At 56.1% G+C, this 21,828-nt stretch carries 17 protein-coding genes; 3 read left to right on the top strand and 14 right to left on the bottom strand.

The annotated features are described in order from the left end of the window. Positions 1-116: 116 nt before the first annotated feature. The 6 genes from J9777_RS08115 to J9777_RS08140 form a co-directional block, all read right to left on the bottom strand. Positions 117-557 (bottom strand): potassium channel family protein, encoded by a 441-nt coding sequence (locus J9777_RS08115; RefSeq protein WP_209348211.1) that lies wholly within the window; start codon positions 555-557, stop codon positions 117-119. Positions 558-594: 37 nt separating this feature from the next. After that, positions 595-2,481: a hypothetical protein gene (locus J9777_RS08120; RefSeq protein ID WP_209348212.1), complete on the bottom strand. Its 1,887-nt coding sequence runs from the start codon at positions 2,479-2,481 to the stop codon at positions 595-597. A 230-nt stretch (positions 2,482-2,711) separates the two neighbouring features. Continuing rightward, positions 2,712-4,064: a serine protease gene (locus J9777_RS08125; protein WP_209348213.1), complete on the bottom strand. Its 1,353-nt coding sequence runs from the start codon at positions 4,062-4,064 to the stop codon at positions 2,712-2,714. A 148-nt stretch (positions 4,065-4,212) separates the two neighbouring features. Further along, entirely contained in the window at positions 4,213-4,452 is a 240-nt protein-coding gene (locus tag J9777_RS08130) for a hypothetical protein (RefSeq protein WP_209348214.1), read from the bottom strand. A 20-nt stretch (positions 4,453-4,472) separates the two neighbouring features. Next, positions 4,473-6,416, bottom strand: coding sequence for a TIR domain-containing protein (locus J9777_RS08135; protein ID WP_209348215.1), 1,944 nt, complete (start codon positions 6,414-6,416; stop codon positions 4,473-4,475). Positions 6,417-6,514: 98 nt separating this feature from the next. After that, positions 6,515-7,090, bottom strand: coding sequence for an XRE family transcriptional regulator (locus J9777_RS08140; protein WP_209348216.1), 576 nt, complete (start codon positions 7,088-7,090; stop codon positions 6,515-6,517). A gap of 72 nt (positions 7,091-7,162) precedes the next feature. On the opposite strand from J9777_RS08140, the gene tdh reads away from it, so the two are divergent. Together tdh and J9777_RS08150 are read left to right on the top strand one after the other, a co-directional pair. Beyond that, positions 7,163-8,191, top strand: coding sequence for an L-threonine 3-dehydrogenase (tdh, locus tag J9777_RS08145; protein WP_209348217.1), 1,029 nt, complete (start codon positions 7,163-7,165; stop codon positions 8,189-8,191). Position 8,192: 1 nt separating this feature from the next. Then, positions 8,193-9,377, top strand: a complete 1,185-nt coding sequence (locus J9777_RS08150) for a glycine C-acetyltransferase (RefSeq protein ID WP_209348218.1) — start codon at positions 8,193-8,195, stop codon at positions 9,375-9,377. Between the two features lies 1 nt (position 9,378). Here the strand turns inward: J9777_RS08150 and xylA are convergent, their stop codons facing one another. The 5 genes from xylA to J9777_RS08175 all read right to left on the bottom strand — a co-directional run bounded on the left by xylA (position 9,379) and on the right by J9777_RS08175 (position 15,491). Next, complete coding sequence (gene xylA / locus J9777_RS08155) at positions 9,379-10,692, bottom strand: xylose isomerase (protein ID WP_209348219.1); 1,314 nt, start codon at positions 10,690-10,692, stop codon at positions 9,379-9,381. Next, positions 10,689-12,119 (bottom strand): xylulokinase, encoded by a 1,431-nt coding sequence (gene xylB, locus J9777_RS08160; protein WP_209348220.1) that lies wholly within the window; start codon positions 12,117-12,119, stop codon positions 10,689-10,691. Before xylB ends, xylA begins: the two co-directional genes overlap by 4 nt. Beyond that, positions 12,119-12,964: an aldose 1-epimerase gene (locus tag J9777_RS08165; RefSeq protein WP_209348221.1), complete on the bottom strand. Its 846-nt coding sequence runs from the start codon at positions 12,962-12,964 to the stop codon at positions 12,119-12,121. Before J9777_RS08165 ends, xylB begins: the two co-directional genes overlap by 1 nt. Positions 12,965-12,968: 4 nt before the next feature. Beyond that, positions 12,969-14,369, bottom strand: coding sequence for a sugar porter family MFS transporter (locus J9777_RS08170; protein WP_209348222.1), 1,401 nt, complete (start codon positions 14,367-14,369; stop codon positions 12,969-12,971). A 69-nt stretch (positions 14,370-14,438) separates the two neighbouring features. After that, on the bottom strand, positions 14,439-15,491 hold the full coding sequence (locus J9777_RS08175) for a LacI family DNA-binding transcriptional regulator (protein WP_209348223.1): 1,053 nt from the start codon (positions 15,489-15,491) through the stop codon (positions 14,439-14,441). A 102-nt stretch (positions 15,492-15,593) separates the two neighbouring features. Between J9777_RS08175 and J9777_RS08180 the strand changes: the two genes are divergently transcribed. Further along, on the top strand, positions 15,594-17,996 hold the full coding sequence (locus J9777_RS08180) for a glycoside hydrolase family 3 N-terminal domain-containing protein (RefSeq protein WP_209348224.1): 2,403 nt from the start codon (positions 15,594-15,596) through the stop codon (positions 17,994-17,996). On the opposite strand, the gene J9777_RS08185 is transcribed toward J9777_RS08180, so the two are convergent. The 3 genes from J9777_RS08185 to J9777_RS08195 all read right to left on the bottom strand — a co-directional run bounded on the left by J9777_RS08185 (position 17,982) and on the right by J9777_RS08195 (position 21,825). Then, positions 17,982-19,211, bottom strand: coding sequence for a GGDEF domain-containing protein (locus J9777_RS08185; protein ID WP_209348225.1), 1,230 nt, complete (start codon positions 19,209-19,211; stop codon positions 17,982-17,984). The genes J9777_RS08180 and J9777_RS08185 overlap by 15 nt on opposite strands. 161 nt (positions 19,212-19,372) lie before the next feature. Next, the gene (locus J9777_RS08190) at positions 19,373-20,884 is read right to left on the bottom strand and encodes a tryptophan halogenase family protein (protein ID WP_209348226.1); all 1,512 of its coding nucleotides are present in this window, start codon (positions 20,882-20,884) and stop codon (positions 19,373-19,375) included. Next, entirely contained in the window at positions 20,881-21,825 is a 945-nt protein-coding gene (locus J9777_RS08195) for an alpha/beta hydrolase-fold protein (protein ID WP_209348227.1), read from the bottom strand. The genes J9777_RS08190 and J9777_RS08195 overlap by 4 nt, the downstream gene beginning before the upstream one ends. Positions 21,826-21,828 lie beyond the last annotated feature (3 nt).

A 21,828-nucleotide genomic window follows, 5' to 3' on the forward strand; every position in this document is an offset into this window, starting at 1 on the left:
TGACTATTAGTCCAATAGATGAAGTGCGGTCAATGCAAATCACGGTCCAACCCTAGGCAGCCTCGCCACACATCGCCTGCCTCGCCGCGTATTATCCTGGAAGGGTGTCTGGGCCGCTAATCGTCGTCGTCATCCGACAAATGCCAGAATTTTTCCATAGCAAGATAGGTGTAGGATGCAGTCCAGCCGACCATGACAAGGCCGTTCAAGGCCTCCAGTCCGGAGATTGTCCGCAACGCGCCATGCGGGAACAAATCTCCAATCCCCAACGTGGTGTAGGAGGTGATTGAAAAATAGAAAGCCTCAGCAAAGTCCAGCTTCTCGGACCCACCAATATCTCCATACTGCCCGTTCGCATGCAGCCACATATAAACCATTGCATACAGCACAATATGGAGCGTGTGCGATGCTGTCGCCACCGTCAGGACAACTAGGATACGTGCGCGCGCCGGGATCGGCAGGTCCACCAATCTGATCGATGTCTGGCGCAGTACTTCATAGTGAATCAGGATCGTTAGCCCGATAAGCACCAGCGAAATTGTCAGTCCGATAAACATGCTAGGCCCTTGTCCCTCCGCGCCAGTTCTCGTCCGCCTAAGCAGGCACCGCGATAGTCTTGCCGCTGAAAACCGCTTGCCAGTTTTGTATCTCTGCAAACACTACTTCATCAGTCGCACGCGCAATGTCGGCGATATGACCATAAGTCATGCTATGCTCAGAAGCATTCAGCATTGTATCAATGCGCACCGCAATACCGTCCAGCTTCTCGGCAGTGATCTCGGAAATCTCCGCGAACCGCTCAAAGTCACCAAAATACCGAATACCGGCCAGCGCACCGCCCAATGTTGGCAGCGCGACGGCGAGAACGGTGAACCACTTTGCCGATTTTATTGACCAGGATGGATCGACCAATCCCCAATGAGCGCCAGCGACCAGCGCCAGATAGGCAGAGACAAGGAACACAGCGCCAACGAACAATCGCTCTGACAACCGGTCCAACCCATGATGCACAAGGGCCAGATGTTGAGATTTTTCTCGATGATATGCACGCTGCGGATCGACATGATGGTCACGGAGTGCCTCGATCGCACTACGCAGATATTTCATGTCTACCTTCGCATTCGGCAATCCAACGGCACGGATAGCGTGCCGAGCATACCATTCAGGCCACCAGCTATTGGTGCCTTGCGGCCAATGTCCTGACGGACGTGCAACCCCCATCACAGCCAGAACCGGGCTGTGCCGCAAATATTCGGCGGCTCGCCGCGTCTCAAACCAACGGCCATGCAGACGCAGCTTTCTACCGGCCGCCGTGTTTATGATAATCGCGAGTAGCAACCCCAATTCGATTCCGGCGAATATCCATTTTTGATCAACATCGACGAGCGGCAAATAAAGCGTACCCGCAACAATCGCTGAAGCGCCGAGCAAAAAGTTGATGACCATCCCTGATCTGTGCCGGTCGGAAAGATGCGCTGAAATTCCGTCGAGCCACGCAAAACGCGTCAATATCTGGTCAGCAATCTTCGCTCGCAGCGATCCGGTGCCTGCACCAATTGCTTCTATTGCGGCCAGCATTGGTTTGGCATTTCCCTGCGCGATCTGGTCAGGATGTTCATAAGACTGTCGGACCGATGCAAATTTCTTACCCAGCGATCGCTGTCCAAACATTGCCTCGATCCGCCGAAAGGCATGGCTCCGAACGGAGCTTTGATCACGCCAATTCTGCGCGCTAAGCGCGGCCAAGCCAGCATACGGACCGTCGCTGGATGGCGCGGCCAGAGTGACAGCCTGTTCAATCAAGTGCTTCAGATCGGCCTCACCGCTCGCCCGCTCGCTAACGTCCGCCTTCCCGTTGAGAGCTTCGGGCGAGGATATGACTTGCCAATCTTCCGGCTGCTGCGGATCGATCCACAATACCGGTGATCCCAACTTCAACGCCGCCATCGCAGTATGTCCAGTTCCGCCGGCATTGGCGAAAGATTGCCCATCCCACACAGCAATAATCAAATCGGATTGTTCGATTAATATCCGGCCGGCGAGCGCAGCCCGCCGCCCGGACTCCGCCGCGAACAGGCCCACAGTATTTGGATCACGTGGCCCTTCAATCGCCTTTAGGAACAGATCCGCTAGACGCTCATCTTCATCTGCAAGCTCGAATATCGTTCCACGATCTGCGAGATCCATAATCGCAGCAACGCGCGCAGCCACCCCTTCGTCCGTGATCGCCTCGCCCGCGAGTATGGCTCTGGCGTCAATAGGATCAACCGGCGCAGCATTGATTGCCGCATTGAGTTGGCGACCGAAGGGTAATGGGATCGTCAAATCCCAACCGCGATCCAATCCCAACTGTGCCGCTTGGTGATCCGTGCCATCGGCCAATAAGGTCAGCAGCCGAGTTGAGCAGTCTCCAACCGACTCTGAACCACCTGACACATCTGCAAGCGCGACGTCGATCTGCGCAAATATCTGGTCGAGCACCGCATCGAGCCGACTTGCATCCTCGGGATAGGACGGATGTGAGGCCCGGTGGCCAGTTACCCCGACCGCAAAACATGCGCGAGGGATCGGTGGAGCACCCGCTTCAACTCTTGCACGATCAGTCTGGGTGTGAATTGCGGCTCGCCTCTTGCTCTAAATTTGGCATTGCCAAGTAAAACGGGCGGCCGCACAACTCAAGCTCAGCACGTTCGATCTTATGGCGCTCGGTGTCATAGGGTGGTTTTGGTCCCGTTCGGTGACCGGCGCGCGAGAGCCTTGGCATCAGCGATCCAGTCGAGATAATAGGCGACATCCACAAAAGTTGTGGGATGGTCTGGTTGGCCACATCCTATTGCATGCGACACAATCCCGATCAGCGTTCTGGTGCGAGTATCGACTAGCGGCCCGCCACTATCGCCCCGGCAACTGCCAACTCCGGTGCGAGTGCCCGCACATAACTCCCCGGCGGCAGCATTGCAGCTCGAGTTTCTCATTTGCCGGACTACACCTTTTTGCAGCCGAGCCATTGCTGGTACTTGATGGGTCCGCCCAATCGCACCGGGCCGACTGAGGTCTTTGGTAGGCCAACTGAAGCCCCACCCGGTGAGCAGCAACGGGCTGCCCGCCATCGGTCGATATCCTTCCCGCGGCGGCAGCTTTGCTCGTTCCAGACTGGCTTGCCGCGGCACCCGTTTCAATCGGATGAGAGCGATGTCGTTGCGAAAGGTACGGCTATTATAGGACCGATGCGTGATGACTGCACCGATCTCTTCCAGCGCAGTTTCCTTGTCGATCCGCTGCGTTCCCACCCGAACTCTCCGACCGGCAAAAAACTTGGTGGCACTAATTGGACCGATGCAGTGGGCCGCAGTGAGCAAAAACTCCTCGCCGATATATACGGCTCCGCAGGTATGCTCACGCTCCCAGCGATCAAGCGTTCTGCCGAACCATTCGCGTTGCGTTTTTAGTGCTCGCCGGGAGGTTTGGGCTATCGAGCTTGGACCATGTAACAGGAACTGGGCCTGCCACCGCGCCTCGCCGGACTGCGCTGTTGAACCGCGTATAACCCGGTGGACAGTCCTTACATAATCTCTCTTGAACTGAGCAACCGGTGCCGTGCATGTCTTCGCCCCAGCCGGCCGATCCGGATCGAATCCGTCATTGCCAATCACATCGTCTGGTTCTTCCACCCAACACTGCTTGTTGAAGTCGGGCAGAAATTCGTTTCGCACATTCTCGATCGATTCCACCTTAAGCAAAGCAATAATCGCAAGCCACTTTCGATAGTCGCGCGCTCGTAGCTCATCGGTGGCGTATTCGAACTCTGCGTCGCTCAGGCTATCGAACAAGGCCAGCATATCGTTCGCTGCTTCCCTGTCCGCATAGGCCAGCAGCATTCCGAAGGATCCCCTTTGTCCTTGGTATAGCCGCGCATTTATTCGTTCGAGCACGCCGCGACCGTGGTCGGTAAAGTCACGATAAAATACGTCGAAATAGGCCTTCTCGGAAGGGTAGAGTTCGTCCGTTATTTGCGAATAGGCGCCTTCCGAGGATGACGTAACCCGTTCTTGCGCGTGTACCATCGGGCTGGAAAATGTTGCGAGAGAGCCAACAAAACAAAGGCCCAGGATCGCTCTGATCCCGGGCCTCTTGTTTGGTGTATGATGTGTCCCTGCCGCCATCAATCAGTCACAACCCAGTGATAATCGAAACGCGGGCAGGCAATCACTATTATTCGCCGATCGGATTACCGTGACCGGTTCCGTCTTCGCCGCCTTCGGCTTCCGGATCGGCGCCGTCTTCAGTCGCTCCACCTTCGTCAGTAGCAGGCTCTTCAGACGTCATTGCCTCTTCCGCCGGAGCTTCAGTAGCCGCTTCCTCAGCAGGTGCTTCCTCTTCAGCGGCCTGTGAACATGCGCCAAGGCCCAAGGCGATGCTGAGCGCAGCGCCGGTAATAACAAATTTCCTCATAAATCCCCCATCAATTGGTCTCAGTCGAATCCGAGACGTTTTTGTAATGCCTTAAATTCAGATGTTTGTCGAACAGGGTCGAGATTCTGATCTGACCGTGAGGTAACAAGTCCAGAGTCACCAATCGCATAAGCCCGTTCGAGCGTATCCAACGCATCTTGCGAGCGCCCCCATTGCGCGAAGATCTGAGCCTGCTGGTAAAGGCTGTTGTCGCCAAATTGCTGCACAAGATTGTCGAACATGTCTTGGGCCAAATCCGCATTGCCTTCCTGCGCCTCCAATATTGCCAGGCCGGTCAGCTTGGACAGGATGTTCGGCTCGGCATCATAGAATGCGCGCGCCTCGTCAATTCGACCATCAAACCGTGCGATATCGCCCAAAATCCGGTTTACAATGCTGGTTTCAGCGCTGAGTGCCAAAGCGCGCCGTGCAGCAGTGCTTGCCCGATCATAATCTCTTGCAGCAAATTCCAGGACAGCCTCGGCCCGGAACACCGGTGCATTAAGCGGGTCAAGCCGCTCGGCCCGTGCAATCGCACTACGCCCCTTTTCAAATGCCCCGATGAATGATGCGAAGAGCGTGTACCCCCTCAAAATCCAGGCATTGCCATAGCCGAGTTCAAAGCTCTGATCGTAGGGGCTGAGCGCACCTGCGATATCAAGTTCGCCATTCGCAAGAACATAACCAAGAGCAGCATATCCCTCAGCCAGTTCGGGCGCCAAATCGATAGCTGTCCGGGCGGCTTCCATTGAACGGTCGTAATACCCTCTCAATTCGCTGCCAGTCGCATGGCGATTGCCAATCGAGGTCAGGACACGCGACCTTGCAGCATGTGCAGCCGCATAGCTGCGATCAATCGCAACCGCTTCATCCAATGCTGCCAAGGCTTCCCGGTCGGTTTCTTCTCTTGCATCGCTACGCGCGTAGAGATCGACGCCGAGCAGATAGGCATCGAGTGCATCGGGGTTTTCCGTTCCACCTACCCGGATTGTCCCTGCACTGTCGGTTTCAGAGAAATTCGCGACCAGCGAGTCCACAACCGTTGTCGCAATCTCAGATTGGACAGCCAGCACATCGTCAAGCTCTCGCTCAAACACGTCCGACCAGACATCAAGGTCGGTTTTCCCATCGATCAGCCTGACAGCGACGCGCAATTGATCACCTGCGCGGCGAACGCTTCCTTCCAGAACATGTGCAACATCCAATGCGCTGGCGATTGCACTCGCAGTTTCGCTTCCGTCGCTAAATTTATCAGATGATGTTTGCGCAGCCACTGAAAGCTGGCGGTTTAGGCTCAGAATACTGCGTAACTCCTCGGCCAAACCTGCTGAGAAATAATCTTGGTCCGGATTGTTGCTGAGGTTTTCGAAAGTCATCACGGCAATGCTATTTGGCCGACCAGAGCCAACGAACATTCCGCTCTGCCATGCCGCGAAACCTCCGCCTGCTGCGAGCAATCCAGCGCCGCCCGCAATCATCAGGCTGCGGCGCGAAATGCCTTTTTCCCCGTCAGATACAGACGAAAACGTCAAACGCGTGCCGGCTTTCGCTTCTGCTTCGCTGAGCGCGCCCAACACTTCGCCAAACGCCGGGCGGTCTGGAACAGGTCCGCCGCCGGACAGGTCAACATATTGGATCTGCCGGAAACCCAGTGGTGGGCTGGTGCCATCTAGCGACACCGAAAGCAGACGCCCGCGATCACGTCCACTCGTGGCCTCATCTCTAACCCAATGCGAATTGATGGAAATGGCGGTCCAGATGACGAGTACGGTATCGGCGGTCTCTAACGCCTTCTCGGTCACGTGCGAGAACCGGTCGCCGCCTTTCAGCAGCCCGTCCCACCAGACCGAATAACCGTTTTGCTCCAGAGCCTCGATAATCGGCAGGACAGCGTCCCGATCATCCCGAGAATAACTCAGGAAGATCGATCGCTTCTCTCCGCCGGCAGATATCGCTTCACTCAAGACCCGTCCCCTGGGCGCTCGTTACACTGTAGAAGCTTGTTCACGATTGGCGCGAGTGTGGCAAGGCCGTTCCGCTCCATCTAATGAATGCGTCTGGTCTAGCCGCTGTAGGTAACGACCAGATAGCAACTCGCCGCTACATCAGCGCCATTGATGATCGAATGGGTGCAGTCCGCCTGATAGTGCGCGGAGTCACCTTCGCTTAGCTCGGCAAGCTGGCTATCGCTCTGGACGGTGACACTGCCCGACGCGACAGTTAGCAGTTCGCGCGTTCCGCGGTGATGCGCTTCGCTGTCCAGCCGTGCGCCGGGTTCAAGAATGAGTTCGTAGAACTCGATATCCTTCTCCATCCGCAATGGTGAAAGCGTGCGGATACGGCAGCCCTGCTGTGCCGGAAAAAGCGTTTTGGGATCATTCGCCCGTACAACATCAACCGAGGCCGCATTCCAGCTCGAACCGAGCAGCTCGCCAATCGAGGTACCGAAACCTTCCGCGATCTTGAACGATACGGCGAGCGTCGGATTGGCGCTACCACGTTCGATTTGCGACAGCATTGAGCGGCTGACACCCGACGCTACCGCAAGCTGCTCAAGCGTCATTTTGCGCTGCTTACGCAATGCCGCAACGCGCTCGGCGAGGTTGCGATTGGCTGGATGGGTGCGCGCGTCCGTCATAAGAGAATTGATCTTGTATTATGGAATATCTGATATATTAGAGAGCCTCTCCTAAAACGGAAGGAACTCTGTGTGAAGGCCTTGGTTAAAGCGAAATCCGAACCCGGTTTATGGCTTCAAGATGTGCCAATGCCGGAAGTCGGTATTAACGATGCGCTCATCAAGATTAAGCGCACTGCGATTTGCGGCACCGACATGCACATCTGGAAGTGGGACGAATGGGCGCAGGAAACCATTCCTGTACCGATGGTCGTGGGGCACGAATTCGTCGGTGAGATTGTCGAAGTTGGCGCAAATGTCAGTGACTATACGCCGGGCCAGATTGTCTCGGGCGAAGGTCATGTCGTTTGCGGCAATTGCCGCAATTGCATGGCCGGTCGCCGTCACATGTGCGCCAATGCCAAGGGTATCGGGGTCAATCGCCAGGGTGCCTTCGCCGAATATCTGGCAATCCCGGCTGCCAATCTGTGGCTGCATAATCCCGATATTGATCTGGATGTCGCATCATTGTTCGATCCCTTCGGTAACGCAGTGCATACCGCGCTGCAATTCGACGTTCTGGGCGAGGATGTCCTGATCGTTGGCGCTGGACCAATCGGCATCATGGCCGCTGCGGTGTGTCGCCACGCGGGTGCGCGCCACATCGTTGTCACAGACCTCAACGATGGCCGGTTGGAACGCGCCAAAGCGATGGGCGCAACACGTACAGTCAACGTCACTAAAGAAGATCTGAAAGCAGTTCAGGCCGACCTAGGCATGACTGAAGGTTTTGATGTCGGTCTGGAGATGTCAGGCTCTGAGAAGGGCTTTGCGCAGATGGTCGACAATATGTGCCATGGCGGCAAGATCGCAATCCTCGGTCTTCCTTCAAGCGAGGTTTCAATCGACTGGCATAAGGTCATCTTCAACATGCTGACGTTGAAGGGCGTCTATGGCCGCGAGATTTTTGAGACGTGGTACAAGATGTCGGTCTTTATCGAGAGCGGTCTGGACCTTTCCGGTGTAATCACGCACCGCCTACCGGTTGATCGCTTTGAAGATGGTTTCGCCGCGATGCTGGATGGATCGGCCTGCAAAGTCGTTCTGAACTGGGAAGAATAATATGTACGGGCAATTTCAAGATCACCTCGCTGCACAGCTCGCCGAGATTGACGAGCAAGGACTGACGAAGATGGAGCGCGAGATTACCTCCCGCCAAGGACCGCATGTTGGCCTAGGCGCGGATAACGTGATCAATCTGTGTGCGAATGATTACCTTGGACTTGCCGGCGATCAACGCCTCGCGGACGCGGCTGCCGAAGGACTTAAAACGCATGGCTATGGCATGGCGTCGGTTCGCTTCATTTGCGGTACGCAGGACATTCACAAGCAGTTGGAAGAACGCATCTCCAGCTTCCTCGGGTTCGAGAATACGATCCTTTATCCCTCTTGCTTCGATGCCAATGGCGGCTTGTTCGAAACGCTGCTGACTGACGAGGACGCGGTGATCTCTGACGAGCTCAACCATGCCAGCATCATCGACGGAATTCGCCTCTCGAAAGCCAAGCGCTTTCGGTACAAGAATAATGACATGGCTGATCTCGAGGCCAAGTTGAAAGAAGCCGACGCGGCTGGTGCTCGCTTCAAACTGATTACCACTGACGGCGTGTTCTCTATGGACGGCTTTGTCGCACGGCTTGATGAAGTCTGCGATCTCGCGGACAAATATGGCGCATTGGTGCATTTCGATGATTGCCATGCAACCGGTTTCCTAGGCGACACTGGACGCGGAACGCATGAATATCGGGGCTGTATGGACCGGGTGGACATCACCACCGGAACGCTCGGCAAAGCGCTAGGCGGCGCAAGTGGCGGATATACCAGCGCCAAGAAAGAAGTGGTCGCTCTGCTCCGCCAACGGTCGCGGCCTTATCTGTTCTCCAACTCTGTCGCGCCGCCAATTGTGGCTGGCGCCATCCGCGCATTCGAGATTGCCGAGCAAGGCGATGCCCGGGAACAATTGTTCACTAACGCCGCCTATTTCCGCGAAGGACTCGCCCGCATCGGTCTGGAAACGCTGCCCGGTGAGCATCCGATCATTCCGATCATGCTGTATGATGCAAAAGTCGCGAAGCAATTCGCCGCCGAAGCCTATGAGCACGGCATTTACGTCACTGCATTCTCCTTCCCGGTGGTCCCACGCGGCAAAGCGAGAATCCGCACGCAAATGTCCTCTGCCCTCACCCGCGACGATCTCGATCACACGCTGGAGAGTTTCGCCAAGGTGAAAGCCAAGTTGGGGCTCTAGCTCAAGCGAACCGATTGATCAGATTTTCCAGATGCTCCTGCCGGCCGGAAATTGGCTTGGGTTCCAGATCGCTTTTCAGAGCATAATCGGCAACCTCATCCAAAGCTGCTGAGCCGTTCATGACTTTATTGCCGAGTTCGCTTCGCCACCCGGCATACCGTTGATCAACGAAACCTTTCAACTCGCCATCTTCGATCATTGCCGCGGCTGCTAGCAACGACCGGGCCAAAACATCGACACCGCCAACATGGGCGAAGATCAGATCTTCTGCATCCACCGATTGACGGCGCACCTTCGCATCGAAGTTAAATCCGCCAGTGTCAAACCCCCCGCCTTCCAGCAGATGGTACATCGCAAGCGTGGTTTCGGCCACGTTGTTCGGGAATTGATCTGTATCCCAACCGTTTTGCGGATCACCGCGATTTATGTCGATCGAGCCCATAATATCCAAAGCATTTGCGGTGGCGATTTCGTGCTCGAAACTATTGCCCGCCAACGTCGCATGGTTGACTTCGATATTGACCTTTACTTCATTCTCGAGGCCGTATCGCTTGAGGAAGCCGTATACGGTGGCGGTGTCCCGGTCATATTGATGCTTGGTCGGCTCATGCGGTTTCGGTTCGATCAGGATCGCGCCCTTAAACCCAATTTTGTGCTTGTGCTCGACCACCATATTCATGAAGCGTCCAAGCTGATCGAGTTCATGTCCGATATCGGTATTCAAAATTGTATCGTAGCCTTCACGGCCACCCCATAGAACGTAGTTCGCACCGCCCAGCCTGTTGGTCACTTCGAGCATCGAACGGACCTGATGCGCGGCCCATGCAAAGACATCGGGATTTGGGTTAGTCGCTGCTCCGGCCGCGTAGCGCGGATGACTGAATAGATTGGCTGTCCCCCATAGCAGCTGGACCCCGGTCTGCTCTATCTTTGCAGCCATTTTGTCTGCGATAACATCGAGTTCGCGCGAATATCCTGCGATATTTTTGTAATCGGCAATCGCATCGACATCGTGGAAGCAATAGAATGGCGCCTGTAGCTTAGAGAACATCTCGAAGGCAGCATCTAGCTTGATCTGTGCCAGTTCTTGAGTCACAGGCTCGCCCGGTTTCCATGGCCGTTCAAAGGTCCCTGCACCAAAAATATCGTTCCCGGGCCAGGCAAATGTATGCCAATAACAAACCGCCCAGCGCAGATGGTCCCGCATGGATTTACCCAGCACCAACTTGTCTGCATCGTAGTAACGATAAGCGAACGGGCTTTTGCTTTGCGTCCCTTCATAGGAAATAGCGGGAATGTTGGCGAAATAGCTCATCGAATGTCTCCGAAACTGGATTTGAGTATGGGATAGAGTGAACGAAACAGCGCGAGACGCTCTTCGTTGTTTGATTGCGGGTCTATGTGAGCGATCGGTTCAGGCTTGGTGCAAACGGCATTGGCTGCCTCTCCCGTGAAAGCAAGCCGCGCCAGTCGAGCAGCACCATTCGCCGGACCGACGCTCGATCCATCGCGATAAACCAATGGAACTTGCAAACTGTTTGCGAGGATTTGCGCCCAAAATGGGGACCGTGCACCACCGCCGATAACTGACAGATCAGCCAGTTTGGACGACATTGTGTCCAAGCCATCGCGCAGACCAAAAGCCACGCCTTCGAGCACCGACCGTACCAATTCTGCGGGTCCAGTATCGTGACTGAGATTGAAAAACACGCCTTTTGCAGCAGGATCATTGTGCGGCGATCGCTCTCCAGACAAGTAGGGCAGAAAGATCGGCACGTCCTGCTGCCGCGCCGTGCTGGCTTCCGCTGCTGCCAAAGCGTCTGCCACATCAGCAAACCGGACCAGTTTGCTGACCCAGTCCAAACAAGCGGCGGCCGACAACATTACCGTCATCGTATGCCACCGATCTGGCAAGGCATGGCAGAATGCATGGACACCTTGGGCTGGATCGGGCTCAAACTGCTCACACGCAGCAAAAACTACTCCGGATGTTCCGAGACTAAGAAATGCGTCGCCGGGTTCGATGACGCCTGCTCCGATTGCTCCGGCAGCCTGATCACCCCCACCGCCAGCTACTGGTACAGCGGGTAATCCGAGTTCATCAGCGACACCCGACCGAAGCATCCCGGACACTTCTGATCCCTCAACCAACCTAGGCATATGGCTTTGACCCAGCCCAACCGCTTCCAACATTGGATCGGACCAAGATCGGCTTGCCACATCAAGCCATAAGCTGCCCGAAGCGTCCGACATTTCGCTGACTTTCTCACCTGTCAGGATTAGACGGAGATAGTCTTTGGGAAGCAAGACTGTATGCGTAGCGCTAAAGACATCAGGCTCATTGTCCCGCACCCAACCCAGCTTCGGCGCGGTGAAACCGGGCATTGCGAGATTGCCGGTGTGTTTCCGCGCCATCGCATCCAGCGATATGCATTGTTCTTCGCTACGTCCATCATTCCACAGGATCGCGGGCCGCAGCACCGCATCGTCTTTCCCGAGCAACGTGGCACCATGCATCTGCCCTGAAAGACCGATCCCGCGAACATCTCTCCGCATATTGGCGGGCAGCCCGTGGATCGATGCCTTGGTTGCAGCCCACCAATCAGCGGGGTCTTGCTCGGACCATCGGGGGTGTTGGCGCTCGACACGGAGTGGCGCGGTGTTCTGCGCCAGCACTGCGCCGTGATCGCCAAGGATCACCGACTTCACACCGGATGTGCCTAGATCAATGCCGAGCCACATCAGCGAGCCTCCACCAGCGTAAATACGCAGTCTATTTCGAAGGCCTCGCCTGGCTCGAGCAGCTTCAGCCCGGTCACTTCACCAGCCAGCGCGCTATTCACCGCATTGGGAATGTGGCTGACTGGCTCGACACAAAAGTAACCCTCGCCAGATGGCGAATAGACATGGGTAAATGGCAGGTTTGGCGACGGCGTGATTGTCAAAGTATGAGCAGGCCAACGAATCTCAATGGGCCCTGTTCGCCCGGTGAAGCAATTGTCGAAACCTGCTCCATCGAACCAATCTGGCGCGCCGGCCAAACCGCAATGCCCGCTTGGCAATCGGTCAGGCCCGGTCTCCCAATACCCGCCGACATCAACCTCCAATGCGGCGTCTTCGCGCGGGAAGTAAGGGTGCAACCCAAGACCTGCAGGCATGGGGGACGTGTCTGTATTGGTGACAATAAGTGTGTGGACATACCCGTTATCGAGCAATCGGAATTGTTGCTGCACTTCGAATGACCAAGGCCACATCACACCCTGATAGGTTAGGCCAAGCGTCGCTGAGCGATCAGCCTGCTCGCTAACCGCCCACGGGCTGATCCAACCCAACCCATGGATTGCGTGCTCTGGATCGACCCCAAGACGCGACATGGGAACTGTACGAGCTTCATCGCCATACATTACCAGACCTTGCGCAATACGATTACAGAAGGGGACAAGCGGGAAGCTCGCCAGATCAATTGGATGATTGCCCCCAGCGTGTGGGCGAAAGATATCGCGCCCTTTCCACCGGAAGGCCGTAATGCTGCCACCTTTCCACGGATCGAGAACAAGCTCGACATCATCCGATGCAAGCCTCAGCACAGCGTCAGCCTTCCATTGCCTCAAGCTCTCGCCCAGCAGTTTCGCGCACCATTTTCGCAACGAACCACACAGAGGTTACCGCAGCGACTGCATAGAAGCCGTAAGTGATCGGCAAGCCAATATTCGCGAGCAACCATGGGAAGCTCATGATGATTGCGAAGTTTGCGGTCCACTGCGCAAAGCCGGAAACGGCCAAGCCGGAGCCGCGGATCTGGTTAGGGAACATCTCACCCAGCATGACCCACATCACGGGTCCCCAACTGAAGTTGAAGGCAACCACATAGGCGTTGGCGGCAATCAATGCGGCGACACCCGCCCCGTCGGACAGGACCAAATTGCCATCAACCAGAGAACCGGACGCGAAGGCAAACGCCATCACCGTCAGTCCAACCGCCATTCCAACCGAGCCAATCAGCAGCAGTGGTTTGCGGCCGATCCGGTCAATCAGAGCAATCGCCGCGAACACCGCCCCAATCGACAAGGCACCTGACAGAATATTGATTTTCAGAGCGTCATTTTCGGTAAAGCCGACTGCTTGCCACAAGACAGCACCGTAATAAAAAACGATGTTGATGCCGACGAGTTGCTGGAATGTTGCAAGACCGATACCGACCCATACGATAGTCCGTATCCGGCCAGTGTCAGTGCTTATTAGATCGGACAAGCGCGGCTGATGGTCGTCCGCCAAACTGTCGCGAATTTCAGCCAGTTTTGTCGATACGGCTTCAGCGCCCAACAGGCGGCCAAGAACGCGTTCGGCTTCCTGCTCACGGCCTTTCGCTACCAAGAAGCGCGGGCTTTCGGGAATGAAGAACAGCAACACGAGAAATAGAGTCGCGGGAACGAGTTCAGCCCAGAACATCCAGCGCCACGCCTCATACCCGCCCCAGAGTTGAACGCGGCTACCGCCGGCCACCTCCGCCAGCACATAATTGGACAGGAACGCGGCGGTTAAGCCCACAATGATCATGACCTGCTGGATCGAGGAGAGTCTTCCGCGACGTTCTGCAGGCGCGACTTCAGAGATATAGGCGGGCGCAATGACACTGGCCGCACCGACAGCTAGCCCGCCCAAAACCCGCGCAACCACAAACAGCGTGGCATCGCCAGCGACGCCCGAGCCCCAAGCCGAAACAATGAAAAGAACCGCCGAGATCAGAAGGACGGCGCGCCGGCCAATAACATCGGCCAAGCGGCCAGCGACGAATGCACCAACCGCGCAGCCGAGCAACATTGAGGCAACATTGAAGCCGGTGCCTACCGTAGTTGAGTCGAACGCCTCCTGAAGGCCGTCGACCGTACCGTTGATCACACCGCTATCGAAACCAAACAGGAATCCACCCAGCGTCGCAACCGATACGATAAGGCCAATAAAGCGCATATTTTCTGTGCTTCCGCTGCTCACAAGAATCCCCTCTCACTATAGCTGTGAGATGGAATGTTAGCGGTACCTTTGGAAAATACTAGAGCAAATCTACTTTTTGATCGGTCCTGAGGATTCTCGCTCAATCAACGCGCACGAGTGAACCCGTTCGATACTATCGTGATCTCCTCCCCCCAGGCCCTCTCCGATCGCGTTGAGCACAAGATTGAACGCCGACGCCGCCATCGCACTCACCGGCTGATCAACCGTGGTTAGCTCCGGCCAAACCGAAATTGCTGTCGGGCTGTTGTCGAACCCGACAACGCTTAGATCATCTGGGACGACCAATCCGTGCCGATGCGCAACTCCAATCGCTGCGGCGGCCATATCATCGTTACTAGCGAAGATGGCGCTTGGCGGGTCATCGAGTTGCAACAGCCGCTCGGCAGCGTCTACGCCCGAGCGATATGTGAACTCGCCGTCGACAATCAGTTCTGGAGCAACCGTGAAGCCGGCCTTTGTCATTTCGGCACGGAAGCCGCGCTCGCGCAATGTGCTGGATATTTGATCCTGTGGCCCTCGCACAAAACCGATCCGACTGTGGCCCAGTGCAAGCAGATGCTGGGTCATTGCAGCGGCCGCAGCCTCGTCATCGATATTAATATCCAGAGAGCGTTGCGCCGCGGCACCATTGGCGACGGTGGCCACCGGTATCTGCAATTCCTTGAACACCGACAGAATTTCGTTCGAACCGGATGTAGGTGGAGGGAGGATAACCCCCGCAATATTGGCCTTCGCCAACCGTAGCGCCGAAGCGACATATTCGGCCGGACTATCCTCGGCGCAAATATCAACAATCAGGTGGTTGTCGGTCTGCTGCGCGGCGCCCAATGCCCCCTGTAGGAAGCGCCCAAGATAGCTGTCCGACGGGTTGGCATAGATCAATCCGATATGGACATCAGTGCCTTTTGCGAGGCGTCTGGCAGAGCGATTGGGCTGATAGTTCAGGACCTCAACTGCCTTGAGTACTTTTTCCCGCGTTGCCGGGCGAACTCCATCTTCGCGGTTCACCACTCGCGATACTGTCATCGCAGATACCCCGGCCTGACGCGCAACGTCGTTGATCGTCACTGTTTGCTGCGTACGCCGCTTTGCCCGTGCCATCTCGCCTCCCTCTACATCCGGCCTAGTCGCCCATTGGAACGATTGCAATGCCGAGCAAAATGCATATGATAGCGCTAACAAAAATATGATTCGGAGAGCGAGATGCGGGTAGCACTTAGAAGTATTGTCGGCCTGCTGGCGGTTGGCACCGCTGGTGTAGCAACGATCTTGCCATCAGCGGCCGTTTCGCAGGACAGCACGATCGCGGATACGGCGCTCTACAAGGATGCCAGCGCCCCGATTGAAGATCGAACCAACGATTTGCTCGCGCGAATGACTTTGGAAGAGAAAGTCGCGCAGATGCTCACGATATGGGAGCAGAAAGAGAACGTGCAGACGCCGCAGGGCGACTTCGATACGCAGAAAGCGAGCGAGAACTTCCCCCATGGTTTGGGTATGATCGCCCGCCCGTCCGACTTTCGTGGCGTCGATCAATCCAACACTGGCGACGCCGGTGCGTCCGCCGAAGATCGCAATCGCACCGCGCGCGAAACGGTCGAATATGTCAACGCAGCGCAGCGCTGGGCGCTCAACGAAACCCGCCTCGGTATTCCGATCCTGATGCATGAAGAGGGACTGCACGGATATGTCGCCCGCGGGGCAACCAGCTTCCCGCAAGCAATCGGACTGGCCAGTACTTGGGATCCGAACCTTGTCGAACAGGTCTATGGCGTTGCGTCGCGCGAAATGCGCTCTCGCGGTGCGCAATTGGCGCTTTCGCCGGTTGTCGATATCGCGCGTGATCCGCGTTGGGGCCGGATTGAAGAGACTTACGGCGAAGACCCGTATCTTGTTTCAGAGATCGGACTCGCCGCGATCAGAGGGTTTCAGGGGCGAACCTTACCTCTTGCTGATGACAAGGTGCTGGTCACGCTCAAGCATATGACCGGCCATGGCCAGCCGGAGAGCGGCACCAATGTCGCCCCGGCCGAACTGACCGAACATACCTTGCGAACGTACTTCTTCCCACCATTTGAGCGGGCAGTGAAGGAAGCCAACGCGATGTCTGTGATGCCATCCTATAATGAGATCGGCGCGCTACCGAGCCATGCCAATGGGTGGCTGCTCAAAGACATTCTGAAGGACGAATGGGGATTCGAAGGGGCCGTAGTAAGCGATTATTTCGCGATCCGCGAAATGGTGACACGGCATCAAATGCTTGCCGACGCAAAGCAGGCTGCCGAGCGCGCGATTAAGGCGGGCGTAGACAATGAAATGGCCGATGCGGATACCTTCCTAACGCTGCCAGAACTCGTGGCCGAAGGGCGTGTGGACATCGCACTGATTGATGATGCGGTACGCCGCATATTGCGTCTCAAATTTTTGGCTCGAATGTTCGAGAATCCCTATGCTAACGCCGACCATGCCGAACGGATCGAGGCCAATCCCGAAGCCATCGCCCTAGCCCGCGAGGCGGCACGTAAGTCCGCAGTACTTCTCAAAAACGACGGACTACTCCCGCTCGCGGCTGACAAAATCGACCGGATGCTCGTGGTCGGCACCCACGCGAAGGACACACCTATTGGCGGGTACAGCGACGTGCCACGTCATGTTGTGAGCGTGCTCGAAGGCCTTGAAAATGCGGCCAGGGGCAGGTTCGAAGTCACCTATTCAGAAGGCGTTCGCGTAACGGAAAGCCGTGTCTGGGCTGCCGATCCGGTCGACTTAGTCCCCGAAGACGAAAATCGCCGGTTGATCGCGGAAGCTGTTGAAGCCTCTGCAGACGCAGACGTCATCGTCATGGTGATCGGTGGTAACGAGCAGACTAGCCGCGAGGCATGGGCGAAGACGCATCTGGGTGATCGCACCGATATCGACTTGGTCGGTCAGCAAGTGGATCTGGCGCGCGCAATGCTGGCGACAGGCAAGCCAGTTGTGACTTTATTGCTGAACGGTCGCCCACTCTCGATCGTCGAACTGGACAAAACCGCACCCGCAATCGTCGAGGGCTGGTATCTCGGCCAAGAAACCGGAAATGCGGTCGCCGACATTCTGCTAGGCAAGTATAATCCCGGCGGGAAAATGCCGGTGACCGTCGCACGTAATGTCGGCCAACTACCCGTTTTCTATAACCACAAACCACAGGCCCGTCGTGGGTACCTGTTCGATAACAAAGAACCGCTTTACCCGTTTGGCTTCGGGTTAAGCTATACAGACTTTGAGATTAGCGCTCCGCACATAATCGGTGAAGACCACACAACTTCTGGCAATGTCACTGTCGAAATTGATGTCCAAAACACTGGCACGATGGCGGGCGATGAGGTCGTTCAACTATATCTCCGCGATGTGCATGCCTCGGTAACGACACCAGTAAAGCAGTTGGTTCGCTTCAAGCGAATTACCTTGGAGCCGGGCGAGGTACAAACGATCAAATTTGAACTGATGCCTGTCGATTTCAGTCTTTGGAACGACCGTATGCTGCGCGTAGTCGAGCCCGGAAAGTTCATCCTGATGTCCGGCGGCAACAGCAGGGACGTGCAATCAACCCAGTTAGAGCTCGATTGAGCGGCCAGCCGCAGCGCGCTTTAGTTGGATGGGCTTTAGTCCCGATTTGGGTTCAGTGTCTTCCAAGCGCTGCTTCTCGGCATTTTCGACCCGGTCCCGGCCATTCGACTTAGCTCGATAGAGTGCCTTGTCCGAACGTGCGAACAAGCGCTCGTAGGTCTCACCTTCGCGCGCTGTGGCGACGCCAAAACTTGCCGTGAGGCGGATATCCGGATTGAGGCCGGCGTGTTCGAGACGCGCAAAGGACTGTCTGATCCGTTCGGCCAATCGCTCAGCAGGATCATTTTCACAATTCCAGACCGCAATACAGAATTCCTCTCCGCCGATTCGGCCAGCTACATCGCACCCGCGCACCATCTGTTGCACAAGTTCGCCAAAGCTTGAGATCGCTTGATCGCCCGCTTGGTGCCCCCAAATATCGTTTACCTGTTTGAAGTGGTCGATATCGACGACGACCAGACTGAGAGGGCGTCCCTCCGTTTGTGCTCGTGGGAGAAGGCTGCGCATAGATTGTTCAAACGCACCGCGATTGAGCAGTCCAGTCAGAACATCATGATCGCTGCTTTCGCGGAGAGTCTTGTTCCATTCTGCAATCGTCGCGCCGATCAGAACCACCGCTGTGGTCATGCCCTTCACCCCAAGCACGAGCCCAATCAGAGAGTAGTATACCGAATCGCGATAGACCTCAGCCGGGATCGACTGTTCGAACAGCAACGTCAGGCTTGGCCGTACGAGGAAATCTGTGGCCTGAAATGCCATCACCGCAATAATGGCGACATCGATCAGACTGCGGCGGCGGGCCGTCAGGAGAGTCGTGACCCCCATCGCAAACATGACACCGTAGCCCATATTGACGATGACCAGACGCGAAGCGACATCATTGGAAAAGCCGATCGCCGCTGCCAACAAGAGCGCAGTAATGAGGTACACGAACGCAAAGCTTCCCAGATGGAGCCGCTGTCCGGCACGCTCGCAAACCGATGCGATCATCACGGTCGAACCAAGCGCGTAGAACACTTGCGTCACATGGAAGATATAGAACGCATCGGCTGGCAGGAAGTGCGTGAACAGAAACCCGATGGCAGACAACGCAAAAGCAATACCAAAACCGAGCACGTGACGCTTCATACGCCCTACGCGCCACATTACCGCGAATGTCGCGGCAAAAAACAACGCCATGAGCGGTGTTACCAGTCCAAGAATTTGCGTTTGCATCTAGCCGTAGCGCTCCTGTCAAAGCGGGCTAGGAGATTAAGGTTAAGGGCGCCTTTAGGAAATGTACCTGATTGACAGATTTTTTGTCATCGTGCGCCATTGCCCGCCTGGGCGAACCCCGCTGTAAACCTGAGCCAGTTGCTTTCGTATTGCCTCTTTCATCAACCTGACTCGTGCGCCCTGACGTTATCCGCATCGAGAAAATTGGTTGCAGATACTGACAGAGTGTTCTGCACACTCTCCATATCCGCCGCCTTCAACTGCTGAGGCAGCGGCTGAACTTTCTCGGCTGGAGGAAATGTACCATAGCCAGCAAACAAGCAATGCCAGCTGGCATTGGAATAGTACTGCTGGTCAAAGACCTCTGCATTGCATGCGCCCACATCCTTATGGGTAAACCATGCTGTCATCATTGCCTTCAATCCATCCGACAGATTTTGATTGGCCGCATTCGCGCGCCAATAGTCGGTGTCGGTCCGTTGGTTGAGCCGATAGTGCCCCACGATGTAGTCGCGTATGCCATCATAGCGCGCTGCAGTTTGTCTGTTGAACTGATCGCGATGCTCCGGTGTAAATCCACCAGCCTCGAACGCTTGCATGAAATCGAGCGCGGTCGCGATAACGATATGGAGCGCAGTTGCTTCCAGCGGCTCGATAAAGCCTTGAGACAGGCCGGCAGCCAAGCAATTCTGTGACCAGCTGTTCTCGACCCGCCCCACTTTCATCCGCAGGACACGCGCGTTGGTATCGCTGTCCTCCATACCGATTGCTTGCCGCAGTTCGGTCTCCGCCTCATCGTCGGAGATATGCGCTGAGCTATAGACATAGCCATTGCCGACACGTGTGGTCAGCGGGATCGACCAACGCCATCCCGCGCGCATAGCAATCGCATCGGTCTGCGGCTTGTATAGGCCATCATGTGTGGTCGGCATGACAACTGCGCGATCATTGAACAGGTTCTCGCCGAAAGACAAAAATCGTCCGCCCAGAGCCTGCTGGGCAAGGATGCTGCGAAAACCGGAGCAATCGACAAAGATATCGCCTTCTATCCGGTTGCCGTCCTCACATTTCAGCGTGGCAATATCACCGTCATCTTTACGTTCGACATCTTTAACCTTGGCTGCCCGATGGATGACACCTCTAGCCGTTGCATATTCACGCAAAAACGCGCCGAGTTTGTAAGCGTCGAAATGATAGCCGTAGCTCGGCTCAAACGGAAAGTTCTCTGTCGGATGCGGCACTTTCCCCTGTTCGGCCAAAACAGTCGCCAGGAAATAGTCATCCGGGTGTGCGGGAACATCAAACCCGCGCCGCGCCAAACCGCAATTGTTGACGAACGCCGGCTCGCTGTGCAGATCGATCGGGCCGGGAAAAGGGTGAAAATAGCTTTCATATCCCGCACGCTCGCTCCAACCGGTGAAGCGGATCCCCAACTTATACGTCGCATCGCAGGCGGACATCCAATCGTTCTCGGCGATATCCAAATGATCGAAGAACGCTTTCAACTGCGGCGTTGAGCCCTCACCCACGCCGATAATGCCGATCTCGGGACTCTCGACAACCGTGATAGTGGCTCCGCGCGCACCCCACTCCTGGTGCATCAAACATGCGGTGATCCACCCGGCACTTCCACCACCGAGGATTACTACATTGGGTGGGACTTGTTCGCTCATTCTTTGGCTAATAGCCAACCGAGCACTTCGGACAAGCGTTCGGCCCATGCATTCTCTTCATGCTCAGCGCCGTCATATTGCTCGCTGCGCCAATCGATGCCCCTCGACCACCCTGCTGCCTCGAAACTCTTATCGATTTCTACCTGGTAGGGCGGATAGTACGCATCGAGGGTTTCCGTGCCGTGATCCATCCAAATACGACGCCCGTCCGGTTCGCCTAGTTCTGCGGCTAGCCAGTCGCGCCAAATTCTATCGACCTGTGCTTTGCTCTGATCGGCTATGTCAGGCAGAGCAATCGGCCAGTGGGAGCTCACGCACGCGGCCCGCCCAAAGATGTCAGGGCGCTCGACAATCGCATAGCAGCTCATGATCCCACCCATGCTCGAACCAGCGATGGCGGTATTCGCCGGGCCTGTTTGCGTGCGGTAATCACTATCGATCTGCGGCTTCAACTCGTCTGCGATCCATTCGAGATAGCGTGCCGAAACCACATCTTTGCCGAGGGCGTTTTCTGCCACACTCTCGGCCAGCGCGCCGGTGGATTTTTCAGCCGCGATCTGCGGTAGATATTGCCGGTAGCGATCCTCGCCATGCGGCCACATGCCCACTATGATGTGCGGCTCGATAGTACCCCTCTCGGACAGTTCGACTATTGCCTTATCCGCCGCCCAGACCTTGTTGAAATTGGACTGCGCGGGATCGAACAGATTGTGCCCGTCATGCATGTAGAGCACTGGATAATTGCGATCTGATTTTTCGTAGCCGGGCGGCAACCAGATGGTCAGTTTCTGATTGGGGAGACCCTCAACCGCGAAGGGACCTGTCTCCACGATTGTCCCTACCTCGACCTGCGTCTCTTGGCGTTCTGACCGTTCGTCCGTTTCCCCCGAACATGCAGCCAGTAACAGCACGCAACAGGTCAGGAACCGACGAAGCGGCATTTG

This window comes from Pontixanthobacter sp. CEM42 (genome assembly GCF_017812015.1).
In the GTDB taxonomy this organism is placed as follows: Bacteria; Pseudomonadota; Alphaproteobacteria; order Sphingomonadales; family Sphingomonadaceae; genus Pontixanthobacter.

Coding starts and splice junctions, on each gene's coding strand:
- J9777_RS08115 (WP_209348211.1), bottom strand. CDS start 557: ATGTTTATCGGACTGACAATTTCGCTGGTGCTTATCGGGCTAACGATC.
- J9777_RS08125 (WP_209348213.1), bottom strand. CDS start 4,064: ATGGTACACGCGCAAGAACGGGTTACGTCATCCTCGGAAGGCGCCTAT.
- J9777_RS08130 (WP_209348214.1), bottom strand. CDS start 4,452: ATGAGGAAATTTGTTATTACCGGCGCTGCGCTCAGCATCGCCTTGGGC.
- J9777_RS08140 (WP_209348216.1), bottom strand. CDS start 7,090: ATGACGGACGCGCGCACCCATCCAGCCAATCGCAACCTCGCCGAGCGC.
- J9777_RS08150 (WP_209348218.1), top strand. CDS start 8,193: ATGTACGGGCAATTTCAAGATCACCTCGCTGCACAGCTCGCCGAGATT.
- xylA (WP_209348219.1), bottom strand. CDS start 10,692: ATGAGCTATTTCGCCAACATTCCCGCTATTTCCTATGAAGGGACGCAA.
- xylB (WP_209348220.1), bottom strand. CDS start 12,119: ATGTGGCTCGGCATTGATCTAGGCACATCCGGTGTGAAGTCGGTGATC.
- J9777_RS08175 (WP_209348223.1), bottom strand. CDS start 15,491: ATGGCACGGGCAAAGCGGCGTACGCAGCAAACAGTGACGATCAACGAC.
- J9777_RS08180 (WP_209348224.1), top strand. CDS start 15,594: ATGCGGGTAGCACTTAGAAGTATTGTCGGCCTGCTGGCGGTTGGCACC.
- J9777_RS08185 (WP_209348225.1), bottom strand. CDS start 19,211: ATGCAAACGCAAATTCTTGGACTGGTAACACCGCTCATGGCGTTGTTT.
- J9777_RS08190 (WP_209348226.1), bottom strand. CDS start 20,884: ATGAGCGAACAAGTCCCACCCAATGTAGTAATCCTCGGTGGTGGAAGT.
- J9777_RS08195 (WP_209348227.1), bottom strand. CDS start 21,825: ATGCCGCTTCGTCGGTTCCTGACCTGTTGCGTGCTGTTACTGGCTGCA.